Source organism: Pseudomonas sp. FP2338 (assembly GCF_030687515.1).
Taxonomy (GTDB): domain Bacteria; phylum Pseudomonadota; class Gammaproteobacteria; order Pseudomonadales; family Pseudomonadaceae; genus Aquipseudomonas; species Aquipseudomonas salomonii.
This window is the reverse complement of sequence record NZ_CP117436.1, coordinates 5,150,983-5,165,558: the sequence shown is the minus strand read 5'-3', so window position 1 is coordinate 5,165,558 and position 14,576 is coordinate 5,150,983. Positions and strand designations below refer to the sequence as shown.

The window sequence follows — 14,576 nt, the reverse complement described above, 5'->3', positions numbered from 1 at the left end:
GCCCGTTCATGGCCCAGCCGTCCACGACCTACAAATTCGAACTCAACCTCACCGACCTCGACCGTTCGGTGTACGAGAGCGTCAAACAGACCATCGCCCGCCACCCTTCGGAAACCGAAGAACGCATGACCGTGCGGCTGCTGGCCTACGCCCTTTGGTACAACGAGCAGTTGGCGTTCGGGCGTGGCCTGTCAGATGTAGACGAGCCGGCCCTGTGGGAAAAAAGCCTGGATGATCGGGTGCTGCACTGGATTGAAGTCGGCCAGCCCGACGCCGACCGCCTGACCTGGTGCTCGCGCCGTACCGAGCGTACCAGCCTGCTGGCCTATGGCAGCCTGCGTGTATGGGAAGGCAAGGTGGTGCCGGTGGCCAATAACCTCAAGAACGTCCACATCGCCGCCGTGCCGCAGGAAGTGCTCGAGACCCTGGCCAAGGACATGCCGCGCGTGATCAAGTGGGACGTGATGATCAGCGAAGGCACCATTTTTGTGACTGATGATCGTGGCCAGCATGAAGTGCAACTGCAGTGGCTGGTTGGCGAACGCGGCTGAAAACTAAAAACGGTGAAAGCTGGCTTGTGTGGGAGCTGGCTTGCCTGCGATAGCATCACCTCGGTGTGTCTGATGGACCGAGGTGCCTGCATCGCAGGCAAGCCAGCTCCCACACAAACAGGTTCCACCGTTGATCTGTGTTGATTGCTCAATTGTCGTTTAACCGTTTTATCTGAAGAGAAGCTTCCGTCACCCCATGCGTATCGATCCTCGCCCGTTGCCCGCTGTCCTGCCGTTTCTCGGTGAATTGCCACCGCTGTTGACCCGTCTCTACGCCGCACGCGGGGTGCAGTCGGAGGCTGAGCTGGACAAGAGCCTGGCGCGGTTGATTCCTTACCAGCAACTCAAGGGCATCGACGCGGCGGTAGACCTGCTGGTGACGGCCCTGGAGCAGCGCCAGCGCATCCTCATCGTCGGTGACTTCGACGCCGATGGCGCCACGGCCAGTACCGTGGGCACGTTGGGCCTGCGTTTGCTGGGTGCGGCCCATGTCGATTACCTGGTGCCCAACCGCTTCGAATACGGCTACGGCCTGACCCCGGAAATCGTCGCGGTGGCGCTGCAACGCGAGCCGCAGCTGCTGATCACTGTGGATAACGGCATCTCCAGCGTTGAAGGCGTGGCGGCGGCGAAGGCCGCCGGGTTGCAGGTATTGGTCACCGACCACCACTTGCCGGGCGATGAGTTGCCGGCGGCGGATGCCATCGTCAACCCGAACCAGCCTGGCTGCGAGTTCCCCAGCAAAGCGCTGGCCGGCGTGGGGGTGATCTTCTACGTACTGATGGCCCTGCGCGCGCGGTTGCGCAGCCTGGGCTGGTACGACAACAAACCGCAGCCGAACATCGGCGAGCTGCTCGACCTGGTCGCCCTGGGCAGCGTCGCTGACGTGGTGCCGTTGGATGCCAACAACCGCATCCTGGTGCACCAAGGCCTGGAGCGTATTCGTGCCGGGCGTGCGCGGCCGGGGATCAAGGCGATCCTCGAAGTGGCCAAGCGTGATCACGCGCGTATCACCTCCACCGACCTCGGTTTTATCCTCGGGCCACGCCTCAATGCGGCGGGGCGCCTGGATGATATGAGCCTGGGCATTGAATGCCTGCTCACCAGTGACGTGGCGGCCGCACGGGAAATGGCCGCACAACTGGACGGCATGAACCAGGACCGCAAATCCATCGAACAAGGCATGCAGCGCGAGGCCCTGGCCCAGCTCAAGGACTTGCCGGTGGAGTCGATGCCTTACGGCTTGTGCCTGTTCGACCCTGAATGGCACCAAGGTGTCATCGGTATTCTGGCGTCGCGCATGAAAGAGCGCTATTTCCGCCCGACCATCGCCTTTGCCGATGCCGGTGATGGCCTGCTCAAGGGCTCAGGGCGCTCTGTGCAGGGCTTTCATATCCGTGATGCCCTGGCGGTGGTCGCCAGCCAGCATCCCAACCTGATCGCCAAATACGGCGGCCACGCCATGGCGGCAGGCCTGACCTTGCCCGAGGAAAACTTCCCGCTGTTTGCCGAAGCCTTTGATGCCGAAGTGCGCCGGCAACTGTGTGAAGAAGACCTCACCGGTCGCCTGTTGACCGACGGCACGTTGGCGGTGGAAGAGTTTCACCTGGAACTGGCGCGTGCACTGCGACATGCCGGGCCATGGGGCCAGCACTTTCCCGAGCCGTTGTTTCACGGTGTGTTTCAGTTGGTTGAACAGCGTGTGGTTGGCGAGCGGCACCTTAAAGTGGTGCTCAAGAGCGAATGCGGGTCAGTGAAGCTCGACGGCATTGCGTTTGGCGTGGACCGTGAGGTGTGGCCGAACCCGACAGTGCGTTGGGTGGAGTTGGCCTACAAGCTGGATGTGAACGAGTTTCGTGGCAATGAGACTGTGCAGTTGATGATTGCGCACATCGAACCGCGCTAGCGCTTACTAACACCGCAAAACAACTGTGGGAGCGGGCTTGTTGTGGGAGCTGGCTTGCCTGCGATGCAGACGCCTCGGTCTATCAGACAGACCGAGGCGATGCTATCGCAGGCAAGCCAGCTCCCACACAAGCGCGCTCCCACATTTTTACTACGCGTACAGCTTGGGATTACTCGGCCTTGTCCTTCGCCTGGTGCTTCACAATGATATCCACCAAACGCTGAGCCAGCGCCGGGTAGTTCTCATCAAAGTGATGGCCACCCGGCAGCTTCACCGCCTCGCCCACAGCCGTGGTGTCGGTGCAGCCACTCTCGTTGACCTCTTCAGCACCGTAGATGCACACCACTTTGTCCGCCGGCAGCTTGGCCATTTCCGGGCCGGTGGCGGCTTCTTTGCCGGCGTTACCCAGCCAGCCTTCCACTTCGATTTCAAAGCTGCCGGTGCGTGCAAAGGCGAGCAGGATGATGGCGTCGACACGCTGCTGTTCGCTTTCCGGCATGCGGTTGTAGATCGCTGGCAGCACGTCGGCACCGAACGAATAACCGGTCAGTACGAAGCGCTTGGTGCCCCACTTCTGGCGGTAGTGCTGCATCAGCTCAGTGAGGTCTTTGGCGCTTTGTTCCGGGGTCTTGTGCTGCCAGTAGTAGCGCAGGGTGTCGATGCCGACCACCGGGTAGCCGATCTTGGCCATTTCACCGGCCACATCGCGGTCCAGGTCACGCCAGCCGCCATCACCGGAGAGGAACAGGGTAACGGTGTCCTTGGCTTGGCCAGCCGGTACTTCGACCACCGGAATCGCCAGGCCGCCGTTGTCCGAACCGACCAATTGCTTGCGCAGTTCGTTGTTCAGCACTTGCGGGTAGTGAATGTCGTAGTCGCTGATGCTGGTCGTCGCGCGCGGTGTATCGCGTACGAAACTGGCGCTTTCATCGTCAGGGTTATCGTTCCACGCCACCAGCCAGTTGCCGTGTGCGGAGGTCTTTGGCAGTGGGTCTTTGCAGCCTTCCTGTGCCAGGGCGAAGCCGACGGAGATGGCGTTGGCCTTGTCGTCGTTCTGTGTGGCCAGCCAGCGCCAGGCGAGCGCGGCGCCAGGGCCGATGCCGCTGACCAGCGTCGCCGGGCCTTTAAGCTGGGCCAGAGCGCTTTGCAGGGCTTGTTCCTGCAGCTTGCAGTCATCTTTTGGCAGGATCACTTGCACGATCTGCGCTGAGCCGCCCTGGCTCAGGGCAATCAGCTGGCTGTCGCTCAAGGTTTCGTCGGCCATTACGGCCACGGCCACGCGGGCCTTGGCCGAGCCATTAGGCGTCACACGGGTCATCACCGAACCGTCGGCCTGGGGCAGTTGTTCCAGGATCGGTTGCGGGGCAGGGCGGTTCCAGTACCAAAAGCCACCCGCCGCGATCAGCGCGAGCAGCACTACTAAGGCCAATACATACCGCCAGGAGCGTCGAATCATCAGCGTTTCACCAATCCAGTCAAGCCGCCCGCAATCAGGGCGGCGGTATCGGCCAGTGCCACCAGCGGATCAAGTCCTGCGGGCACGGCCATATAACGGGGTTCCCAGTCAGGCTGGAACTTGTCTTTGAAGCGGCGCAAACCTTGGAAGTTATACAGCTGCTCGCCACGGCGGAACACCATCGAGCCCAAGCGTTGGGTCAGCGGCGCACCACGGCGGGGTTGCAGGCCCGACAACGGCACCATGCCGAGGCTGAAGCGGGCGTAGTCATGGTTCTTATAATGTTGAATCAGGCCAACCATCATGAATTCCATGGTCAGCTTCGGCGCGTCCGGGTGCGCACGCATCAGGTCGAGACTGGCCAGGTCATGGTTATAGGTCTCGAGCAGGTTGGCGAAGGCCACCGGGCGCCCTTCGAAGCGAATGATCGCGATGCGAAAGTGCTTGAGGTAGTCGTCGCTGAAGCGTCCGAGGGAGAAGCCTTTTTCCCGCACGTTCTTGCCGGTCAGCCAGGCATCGGAGATAACTTTGAGCTCATCCATCGGCGCCTTGCCCGGGTCGCAGATCTCCAGGGACAGGCCGTCCCGGGTGCCACGGTTCCAGGTGTAGCGCAGGTCCTTCATCTCTTTGCCCTTGGCTTCCAGGTCAAAGCGTTTGAGGTCGACGCGGGCTTCTTCGCCCAGCTTGATCGCGGTGAGGCCGATGTCCATGTAGTACGGCAGGTTCTCGGCGCGTACCTGGTAGAACACGGGGCGCGCGTGATGGATGTCGCACAGGTCACGGAACTGCCAGATCATCTCCGCGCGGGGCTGAGTCGGGCCGATCGGGTCGTACAAGGCCACCAGGCTGCGCCCGCGACGGGCGTACATCAGGAAGGCTTCATCGTTGGGGTGAAACAGCAACGCCTTGTCGCCGGTCAGCGCCAGGCCGCCGTCGGGTTGCGAGGAGGCCATCAGGATCTTGGTGGCGCGCTCAAGCTCATCCGGCGTCGGCAAGTGAATGACCGGGCGCGCAGTGCGCAGCAGCCAGGTCAACGACACGATGACCAGCAACACCGCCGCACCCAGCAACGAACGCAGGCCCCGTGGGGCGTTGGCGTCCAGGGTGAACTGCCACCACAGTTGATGGCTGTACGGCACATCTTGATAGGCAAACAGCAGCAGCCAGATCGAGGCGCCCAGCACGCAGACGCTGGCCACCAGATACAGCGGCGAGAACGGCAGTTCGGTGAGGCGGCTGGCGCGGTAGAACGAGCGACGGAAGATCGCCAGCAGCACCGCCGTCATGATCATCAGGCTGGCTTCTTCCCAGTCGAAGCCTTTGAGTAGCGAGAGCAGGGCGCCGGTCAGCAGCAGCACCATGGTCAGCATCCAGGCCGCCGACAAACGTCGACGCAGGCCTTGGGCGAGCAACAGGCACAACACGCCGATCAGGCTGGCACCGAAGTGCGAGGCATCAATCAGGCGGTGGGGAATCAGGAAGCCGATGTTTTCCAGGCGTGAGTCGATTTCCGGCGTGGCGCCGGAAAACAGCAGGACCACGCCGGACAAAAAAACCAGTACGGCCAGCACCGGCGCCGCCAGGCCCGATGCAACCCGCAGGCTTTGCTGGGTCTGGAACAGGCGCTGGGCTTCGTTGACCAGCAGGAAGATACAGGCGATCAGCAGTGGCAGCACCACGTAGATCATCCGGTACAGCAGCAGGGCGGCTGCCAATGGCGCGGCGCCGAGTTTGTCGGCGAAGGCGGCCAGCAGAATTGCCTCGAACACGCCCACGCCACCCGGCACATGGCTGAGTACACCGGCCGCCAGGGCCAGCAGGTACACCAGCAGGAACGGGCCGAATGGCGGCGCTTCCGGCAGCAACATATAAAGGACGGTGGCGGCAGCGGCCACATCCAGCGCGGTAATGATCAGTTGCAGGAAGGTCAGGCGGCGGCCGGGCAGGCGTAGCGTGCGACGCCCGGCCTTGACCAGCAGGTTGTCCGGGTAGGGTTGTTCCGGCAGGCGGCGACGATAAATACCGATACACAGCGCGACCGACAACAGCAATACCGCGCCGGCGATGCCACCGAGCAAACCTTGGGACACATGCAGGTAGGTCGAGGCCGCCGGCAAGTTGCTCAAGGTGGCCAGTGCGGCCAGCGGCGGCAGGGCGGTGCCCAGGGCCAGGCTGGCAAACACGGTCATGTGCGCCACTTCCGAGGCGCCGATGCCGTGGCGTGCATATAAACGGTAGCGCACCGAGCCGCCCGAAAGCATCGACAGGCCAATGGCATTGCCGATGGCAAAGGCGGTGAAGCCGCCCATGGCCAGGGTTTTGGCCGGCAGCTTTACGCCGGCATAACGCGCGCCGGAGAATTCATAGCCCAATAGAATGATGAAACCGGCGACCGCGGCGGCAAATGCGCCGAGCAAGGCAGGCTTGGGCACTTCCAGGATCGAGTCGTGGAGCGCGTAAAGATCCAGTTCCAGCAGCAGGTGTCGGCAGGCGATCAGGGCGATAGCGAACAACAGCAGAGTGACGGCCAGCCCAATGGGTTGACGGTATTTGCTCAACAGATCCAGCCAACGCAAACGGGTGGGAGTAATCGGTTGTTCCGCTGTGACGGTGTCTTGTGGTTCAGACGAGTTGGCGCGCATCAATCACCTCGTGGATTGTGCGCGACAGGATGGAGGTATCCAGCCAAGTTACCAATCCCTATGGACAAAATAATTACAAATATTAACGCTTATCGCCGGGGGCGGCGACAGCGGCCATTGGTCGTAGAGGGTCGTGCTTGAGTACTGAGCATAGCTTGCAATGACATGGACTCTGCAAACCGTATACGGTTTCATGAAAGATGCCATGCCATTGTTTCAGAAGAACTTTTTCACCGGATACAAAAAAGGCCACTCTTTCGAGTAGCCTTTTTTGATGTTTGGTTGCGGGAGCCGGATTTGAACCGACGACCTTCGGGTTATGAGCCCGACGAGCTACCAGACTGCTCCATCCCGCGTCTGTGGGCGGCATTCTACAGCCCAGCGGCGAGGTGTCAACCGTTAATAGTCTGATGGGTCAAATAAGTGGAAATTAGTCACTCCACGGCCACCGTGTGCGGTAAGTGCACGGTGGGCAACGTTTTTTCTGTCTTACAATTTTCATACAGGGCTAAAACAGGCACGCACAAAAAAGGCCACTCTTTCGAGTAGCCTTTTTTGATGTTTGGTTGCGGGAGCCGGATTTGAACCGACGACCTTCGGGTTATGAGCCCGACGAGCTACCAGACTGCTCCATCCCGCGTCTGTGTGTCGGCATTCTACAGAGGAACGCAGGTGTGTCAACCTTTGAATTGAAGAAAAGCGCTTGTGGTTCAATCGGTTAGCTCTCAAAGGCGGGCTTGAAACGGCCTCGGGGCCAGTCTGGCCAAGGGTTTCAGCTCTATTGGCGGCAGGTTTTCGATTGAAAAAATAAATTCACCTGGGAAATTTCCTACCGCTCAAACGGCAGATTCAAACTACTGGTGCTATATACAGGAGTGAGTGCGATACTGGCCGCCCGTTGGATTACACCCTCTGTTTATATGACGCAGCGCAAAATCATCCACGTCGACTGTGATTGCTTCTACGCCGCCATCGAGATGCGCGACGACCCGAGCCTGGCGCAAAAGCCCCTGGCGGTCGGCGGCTCGGCAGACAGGCGTGGGGTGATTGCCACCTGCAACTATGAGGCGCGGGCCTATGGCGTGCGCTCGGCCATGTCATCGCGTCACGCCTTGAAGCTGTGCCCGGACCTGACCATCGTCAAGCCGCGCATGGATGCCTATAAAGAAGCCTCGAAGGAAATCCAGACGATCTTTCGCGACTACACCGACCTGATCGAGCCGTTGTCGCTGGACGAAGCCTACCTGGATGTGTCCGACAGCCCGCATTTTGGCGGCAGTGCCACGCGTATCGCCCAGGACATACGCCGGCGCGTCTCCAACCAGTTGCACATCACCGTGTCGGCCGGCGTGGCGCCGAACAAGTTTCTGGCCAAGATCGCCAGCGACTGGAAAAAGCCCAACGGCCTGTTTGTGATCACCCCGGATCAGGTCGAAGACTTTGTGTCGCAGTTGCCGGTGAAAAAGCTGCACGGGGTCGGCAAGGTCACCGCCGACAAGCTAGCGCGCCTGGGCATCGAAGACTGCCTGCAACTGCGCGAGTGGAACAAGCTGGCGCTGGTGCGTGAATTCGGCAGTTTTGGCGAGCGGCTCTGGGGCCTGGCCCGGGGGATTGATGACCGCGTGGTGCAGAACGACAGTCGTCGGCAATCCATCAGTGTCGAAAATACCTACGACGTGGACCTGCCGGACCTTTCAAGCTGTCTGGCGAAACTGCCTGAGTTGATGGAAACCCTGGCGGGGCGCATGGCGCGTATAGACAGTAGCTACCGCGCGGGCAAGCCGTTCGTTAAGGTGAAGTTTCATGACTTTACCCAAACGACGCTGGAGCAGGCCGGGGCAGGGCGGGATCTGGAGAGTTATCAACAGCTGTTGACGCAAGCATTTAACCGGGGCGGGAAGCCGGTGCGGTTGTTGGGGATTGGGGTGCGGTTGCTGGACCTGAGCATCGGTAACGAGCAGCTCCAATTTCCCTGGTAAAAACCGGATCAAAAAAATGTGGGAGCTGGCTTGCCTGCGATAGCGCTGTGTCAGTCATTGATGCTTTAACTGATACACCGCTATCGCAGGCAAGCCAGCTCCCACAGTTGTATTTCAGTGTTGCTTAAATCTCAGCGTGCGCCTGGATCTGCGACGAGCCTTCCTGCATCCTTGGTCAGCGCCTGCAGAAACTCCTGCTGCAACTCCGGATCATTGCGCGTCAATTCGATCAGGCTTTGTTCCAGCTCGCTGGCTTCTTCTTCCAGGCCCAGCTCCGACAGGCGTTTGACCCGGTGCACCCACTGGCTCACTTCGTCATCTTCCAGGTCGTCGTAGATCAGGCCATGGGCTTCGAGCAACTTGCCGCGCAGGGTGTTGCTGATCGCCAGGGTCGAGTCGGAATGCACATCGTCCTGGCCATCTTCCACGCTGATCTTCAAGGTGCTGACGCGGTTCAGGTCCTGCTCGGCAAACGGGCTGTCCAACAGGTTCAGGCGCAATACGCCGTCGCGGTCGGTGGTCAGCTCATGGGTCTGCTTGCCGGCGGTGACCTGTACCGGGCGTTCGCTCCAGGGCAGGCTCGAATACTCCGTGCGCTTGTCGCGCTGCACTTCATCGATACCCGCCAGGTTCTGTTGCGCACGGCCGTGGGATTGCACGTTCATGAACGGGTTGATGCCGTCCACGCCGTAGCTCAGCCAGTCGTGCGTCATGCTGGTGGGCAAGTTGCCGAGGGCGAAGATATTCACCACGTTGGCGCCCGCGCCCGCTACCAGTGCAACGGCACCCAACGGCATCTCATAGAGTTTGCGCCAGGCTTGGTAGGGGGTGTAGCGATCGTAACGGCGGGTGACTTCGAACTCGGTGACCTCAAAGGTCTTTTGCTCGTGAATGCGAACCCGGCGTTGCGGCAGTTCCAGCACTTTGGGTTCGCCCACATCGATTTGCAGGCTGTGATCGAGCAACTTGCGTTCGACCCGCTCCTCGTGCTCACTGCGTTGCGACATTTGATTGGCGCAGCCGCTGACCAGCAGGGCGCCGCACAAGGCGGCGCCCCCCAGGGCTCTGGTGTTTCGCTTGAACATGACTTCTCTTGATCTGGTTTTCAGCGACGAATACGCGCCTGAAGGAAAGACAGCACGTCAGCCACCGGCAACGGTTGGGCTTCGGCTTCGGTCCGGCTCTTGTATTCCAGATTGCCATCGGCCAGGCCGCGGTCACTGACCACGATACGGTGCGGGATGCCAATCAGTTCCATGTCGGCGAACTTGATGCCCGGGCTGGTTTTCTTGTCCCGGTCATCGAGCAGCACTTCAAAACCGGCAGCCGTCAGTTCGGCATACAGTTTGTCGGTGGCCTCGCGTACTTGCTCGTTGTCGTAGCGCAGCGGTACCAGGGCGATCTGGAACGGTGCCAGGGCGTCGCTCCAGATGATGCCTTTCTCGTCATTGTTCTGCTCGATGGCAGCGGCAACCACGCGCGATACGCCAATGCCGTAGCAGCCCATTTCCAGGGTGATCGGCTTGCCGTTCTCGCCCAGCACTTCGCACTTCATCGCCTTGCTGTACTTGTTGCCCAGCTGGAAGATGTGCCCTACTTCGATGCCACGCTTGATTTCCAGGGTGCCCTTGCCATCCGGGCTTGGGTCACCGGCCACCACGTTACGCAGGTCGGCCACGGTCGGAACCGGCAGGTCACGCTCCCAGTTCACGCCGAAGTAGTGCTTGTCATCAATGTTGGCGCCGATACCGAAGTCGCTCATCAGCTCGACCGAACGGTCGATGATGATCGGCAGCGGCAGGTTCAGCGGGCCCAGGGAACCGGCACCGGCGCCTATGGCGTCGCGCAGTTCGGCATCGGTGGCCATGACCAGCGGGCTGGCCACGCCAGGTTGCTGGGCCGCCTTGATTTCGTTGAGTTCGTGGTCGCCGCGGATCACCAGGGCGATCAGCTTGCCTTCTTCCTCGGCGCGCACGATCAGGGTCTTGATGGTCTTTTCAATCGGCAGATTGAATTTTTCCACCAGGGCCGCGATGGTCTTGGTCTCTGGCGTGTCCACCAGGCGCAGTTCTTCAGCCGGTGCCGGGCGGGACGTTTCCCGTGGCACGGCTTCGGCTTTCTCGATGTTCGCCGCGTAGTCGGAGCCGTTGCTGAACACGATATCGTCTTCGCCGGACTCGGCCAGCACGTGGAATTCGTGGGAGCCGGCGCCGCCGATGGAACCGTTGTCCGCTTCAACCGGGCGGAATTTCAGGCCCAGGCGCGTGAACACGTTGCAGTAGGCGGTGTGCATGCGGTCGTAGGTGGCCTGCAAGGACGCCTGGTCTGCGTGGAACGAATAGGCATCCTTCATGATGAATTCGCGGCCGCGCATCAAGCCGAAGCGTGGGCGGATTTCATCACGGAACTTGGTCTGGATCTGATACAGGTTCAACGGCAGCTGCTTGTAGCTGCTCAGCTCGTTGCGCATCAGGTCGGTGATCACTTCTTCATGGGTCGGGCCGGCGCAGAAGTCGCGGCCATGACGGTCCTTGAAGCGCAGCAACTCAGGGCCGTACTCTTCCCAGCGCCCGGATTCCTGCCACAGCTCAGCCGGTTGGGTGCTCGGCATCAACACTTCCAGAGAGCCGGCGGCGTTCATTTCTTCGCGAACGATGGCTTCGACCTTGCGCATCACCTTCAAGCCCATGGGCAGCCAGGTGTACAGGCCGGAGGCCAGTTTGCGGATCATGCCGGCGCGCAGCATCAGCTGATGGCTGATCACAACCGCGTCGGAAGGCGTTTCTTTCTGTGTGGCGAGCAAATATTGACTGGTACGCATGGTAGGCCGTTGTCGGTTGCTTGGACTTGAAATGACTTGGGATTGTACGGGCGGTTGTCGCTGGAGTACAGGCGTGAGGTTGCGGGCTGCTCCCACATTGACTGAGGTGTGTCAGTCTTCCGCGGGAGGATTCAATCGCGCCCGTCGGCTTTCCTGAAACCAGTGCAGCGCAATCAGGAACAGCGTCGGCACACCCAGCAGGCAGGTGATGATGAAGAAGTTGTGATAGCCGAACTTCTCCACCATCACGCCCGAGTAGCCACCAATCAGGCGCGGCAGCAACAGCATGATCGAGCTGAGCAGCGCGTATTGAGTGGCAGAGAACTTGAGGTTGGTCAGGCTCGACAGGTAGGCGACAAACGCCGAAGTGGCCAGGCCCGAACTGAAGTTATCCAGGGAGATGGTGAAGATCAGCATCTGCAGGTCGGGGCCCATGTCGGCGAGCATCACGAACAGCAGGTTGGTGGCCGCCGAGGCAATGCCGCCGATAAACAGGATCGGCAGGATGCCGAAGCGCACAATCAACAGGCCGCCCATACCGGCGCCGAGCAGGGTCATGATCAGGCCGAAGATCTTGCTGACCCCGGCGATCTGGTCCTTGGTAAAGCCCTGGTCGATGTAGAACACGTTGGCCATCACGCCCATCACCGTGTCGGACATGCGATAGGTCGCAATCAGCCCGAGCAGCAGCAATGCCTGCCAGCGGTAGCGCAGAATAAAGTCGTTGACCGGCGTCAGCACAGGCGCCAAACCCCGGCGGCCCATGGCCGAGAGGCACAGGGTGGTGAGGATGATGTACAGAATGGCGCGCAGGAACGCGCGGTCTTCCATCAGCAGCTCCCACAGGCTCACGCCGTGGAACAGCACGCTGGCGAAATCGGTGTTGTACAGCTGGGTGAACATCGCCGGGACCGACACCAGCAGCACGATCAGCACAAAGACCGAAACAAGCTGATGCGCAAAGCTGTAGCGCCCGGCCTGCAGTTGGGTGCGCAGTGGCACATCGGGTTCACGCATGAAGAAGGTGGTCAGCAGCGCCGGGATCATCAACAGGCCGAACAGCACGTAAGTGCCGGTCCAGGCCGAATGTTTATAGTTGAAACCGGTGGAGCCGAAACCTTCGGCAAAGAACAGCGCGCCGGCGGTGGCCAGCAGTGCGGCGATGCGATAGCCGGACATATAGCTGGCAGCCAGCGCGGCCTGGCGGCTGTCGTCGGCGATTTCCAGGCGATAGGCGTCTACCGCGATATCCTGGGTGGCTGAGGCGAAGGCTACGATAACGGCAATGGCGATCAGCCAGGACAAGTGCTTTTGCGGGTCGCAGAAGCCCATGCCGATCAAACCGAGGATCACCAGCGTCTGGGCAAGTACCAGCCAGGAGCGACGTCGTCCCAGTTTGCCGAGCAGCGGCAGGCGCCATTGGTCGAGCAGCGGCGACCAGACCCATTTAAACGCGTAGGCCAGGCCGATCAGGCTCGCATAGCCGATGGTCTCGCGGGCCACACCGGCCTCGCGCAACCACACGGAAAGCGTCGAAAACACCAACATGTAAGGCAAGCCGGCGGCGAAGCCGAGCAACAACAGGACTAACGTCGAAGGGCTGGCATAGGCGGCGAGCGCGGCGCGCCAGGTTTTACGGGGCATGGGCTGGAGTCTGCCTCAGATTTGCGGAAACAAAGCGCGCACTCTAACCGCTGTGCTCTACCGGGCGCCAGCCATGACGCTGAATATCAACGCGATTATTCAGGATACTGACGCCTTCACTGCGCAAACGCGCACGTTGTTCGTCGCCTGAAGCACTGCCCACCGGCAGACTTATCCGACCACCGGCACCCAACACCCGATGCCAGGGCAGGCGGGTGTCCTCGGGAAGCTGGCTCAATGTACGCCCGACCCAGCGGGCGGCCCGGCCCAGCCCGGCCAGGTGCGCCAACTCGCCGTAACTCACCACGCAACCTTCGGGCACTTGCGCCAGGGTCAGGTACAAGGCCGTGCGGCGCATGTCTGCGGGGCTTTGGGGGGCGTCTTCGGGGGAGTGGGGTGTGGGCATCGCCGCGTCTTTATAAAGAGGTGTTTTTGTAAGAAATGTCTGTAATCATTCCGTTGAGAATTGAACTCAATATAAATCGTTGAGTCAGTCCAAGCTATCTAACACGATAACGCCCCTTTTTCGCCATTTTCGAGCCTCGAATTCGCTTATGTTGTCCAGAACCCTGCTCTGCCTTGCTGTTCTCAGCGCCTCCACGCCCCTGCTCGCCGACACCATCTGGTTGAAGAACGGTGACCGCCTGACCGGCAAGATCAAAGTCTTCGACGGTGGCAAATTGCTGATTCAGACCAACTACGCAGGGGCCATCCCGGTGGACTGGAAACAGGTCAAGACCCTGGAAAGCGACCAGGAACTGCTGGTCAAGCAGGACGCTTACACCGGCGAAAAGGCCAAATCCCTGAAAGCGGCGGAGGATGGCAAGGTCACCCTGACCAATGGCGAAGCGCCAAAAACCGTGGACTTGGCCAGCATCCAGCAGATCATCAAGCCAAAGCCTGTGATCGAAGACCTGGTGTGGAAGGGCAATGTCGACTTGGCGCTGGACTACAAACGCGCCGACAAGGACACCAACGACTACGACATCGACTTCAAGACCACCGCCCGTCACGGCCAGTGGCGGCATACTGCCCAGGGCGAATACAACCGCGAGTTCCAGGATGACGTGACCACCACTGATAACTGGTCGCTGGAATATGACCTGGACCGCTTCATCACCGAGCATTGGTACTGGCAGGGCCGCCTGACCTACAAGCGTGACAAGGTTGAAGACCTGTCCCGCCAGCGCACCGTCGGTACTGGCCCTGGCTACCAGTTCTGGGACGATGAGCTGGGCGCGTTCTCCCTCGGCTCGCTGGTCAACCGCACCGATTACCAGTATTCGAACGATCGCAAGAGCAACTTCTATTCCCTGGCCATGAAGTGGAGCTACAACCGCTACCTGGTGGGCAAGACCGTGGAGTTCTTCACTAACGGTGAAGTGGGCAAACCGCTGGCCGGGCCGTCCGATTACTCCCTGGATGCGGAAATGGGCCTGCGCTACAAAGTCACCGAGTGGGCGTCGCTCAACCTCAAGGCCGAGCGTGACCTCATTAATGGCGAATCGCAAAGCAGCTTGAACAAGACCCGTTACACCGCAGGCTTCGGCGTCGCTTGGTAAATCAGCCCGGGAAAA

10 protein-coding genes and 2 tRNA genes are annotated in these 14,576 nt (G+C 60.5%); 4 read left to right on the top strand and 8 right to left on the bottom strand.

Features of this window, described 5'->3' with window-relative positions:
• Positions 1-8: 8 nt before the first annotated feature.
• Positions 9-551, top strand: a complete 543-nt coding sequence (locus PSH96_RS23370; protein ID WP_003193952.1) for a YaeQ family protein — start codon at positions 9-11, stop codon at positions 549-551.
• 196 nt (positions 552-747) lie between these two features.
• Positions 748-2,457: a single-stranded-DNA-specific exonuclease RecJ gene (gene recJ, locus PSH96_RS23365; RefSeq protein WP_065930394.1), complete on the top strand. Its 1,710-nt coding sequence runs from the start codon at positions 748-750 to the stop codon at positions 2,455-2,457.
• A gap of 169 nt (positions 2,458-2,626) precedes the next feature.
• Here recJ and PSH96_RS23360 read toward each other — a convergent pair whose 3' ends face one another.
• The 4 genes from PSH96_RS23360 to PSH96_RS23345 form a co-directional block, all read right to left on the bottom strand.
• Positions 2,627-3,913 carry a virulence factor family protein gene (locus tag PSH96_RS23360; protein ID WP_305455392.1) on the bottom strand — a complete coding sequence of 429 codons (1,287 nt, stop codon included), beginning with the start codon at positions 3,911-3,913 and terminating at the stop codon, positions 2,627-2,629.
• A complete protein-coding gene (gene mprF / locus PSH96_RS23355; RefSeq protein WP_236369980.1) occupies positions 3,913-6,555 on the bottom strand; it encodes a bifunctional lysylphosphatidylglycerol flippase/synthetase MprF in 2,643 nt (880 codons plus the stop codon). The genes PSH96_RS23360 and mprF overlap by 1 nt, the downstream gene beginning before the upstream one ends.
• Positions 6,556-6,834: 279 nt before the next feature.
• Positions 6,835-6,911: transfer RNA gene (locus PSH96_RS23350), tRNA-Met, on the bottom strand.
• A gap of 207 nt (positions 6,912-7,118) precedes the next feature.
• Positions 7,119-7,195: transfer RNA gene (locus tag PSH96_RS23345), tRNA-Met, on the bottom strand.
• A 280-nt stretch (positions 7,196-7,475) separates the two neighbouring features.
• On the opposite strand from PSH96_RS23345, the gene dinB reads away from it, so the two are divergent.
• Positions 7,476-8,534, top strand: a complete 1,059-nt coding sequence (gene dinB / locus PSH96_RS23340) for a DNA polymerase IV (RefSeq protein ID WP_305455389.1) — start codon at positions 7,476-7,478, stop codon at positions 8,532-8,534.
• A gap of 131 nt (positions 8,535-8,665) precedes the next feature.
• Here dinB and PSH96_RS23335 read toward each other — a convergent pair whose 3' ends face one another.
• The 4 genes from PSH96_RS23335 to PSH96_RS23320 all read right to left on the bottom strand — a co-directional run bounded on the left by PSH96_RS23335 (position 8,666) and on the right by PSH96_RS23320 (position 13,405).
• Complete coding sequence (locus tag PSH96_RS23335; RefSeq protein ID WP_305455388.1) at positions 8,666-9,619, bottom strand: hypothetical protein; 954 nt, start codon at positions 9,617-9,619, stop codon at positions 8,666-8,668.
• 20 nt (positions 9,620-9,639) lie between these two features.
• A complete protein-coding gene (locus PSH96_RS23330; RefSeq protein ID WP_305455385.1) occupies positions 9,640-11,355 on the bottom strand; it encodes a proline--tRNA ligase in 1,716 nt (571 codons plus the stop codon).
• A gap of 111 nt (positions 11,356-11,466) precedes the next feature.
• Positions 11,467-12,999 (bottom strand): AmpG family muropeptide MFS transporter, encoded by a 1,533-nt coding sequence (locus PSH96_RS23325; protein ID WP_058422705.1) that lies wholly within the window; start codon positions 12,997-12,999, stop codon positions 11,467-11,469.
• A 43-nt stretch (positions 13,000-13,042) separates the two neighbouring features.
• Entirely contained in the window at positions 13,043-13,405 is a 363-nt protein-coding gene (locus tag PSH96_RS23320; RefSeq protein WP_099549362.1) for an MGMT family protein, read from the bottom strand.
• Between the two features lie 148 nt (positions 13,406-13,553).
• Here PSH96_RS23320 and PSH96_RS23315 point away from each other — a divergent pair, with 148 nt between their 5' ends.
• Complete coding sequence (locus tag PSH96_RS23315; RefSeq protein ID WP_305455379.1) at positions 13,554-14,561, top strand: DUF481 domain-containing protein; 1,008 nt, start codon at positions 13,554-13,556, stop codon at positions 14,559-14,561.
• The last annotated feature ends 15 nt before the right edge of the window (positions 14,562-14,576 follow it).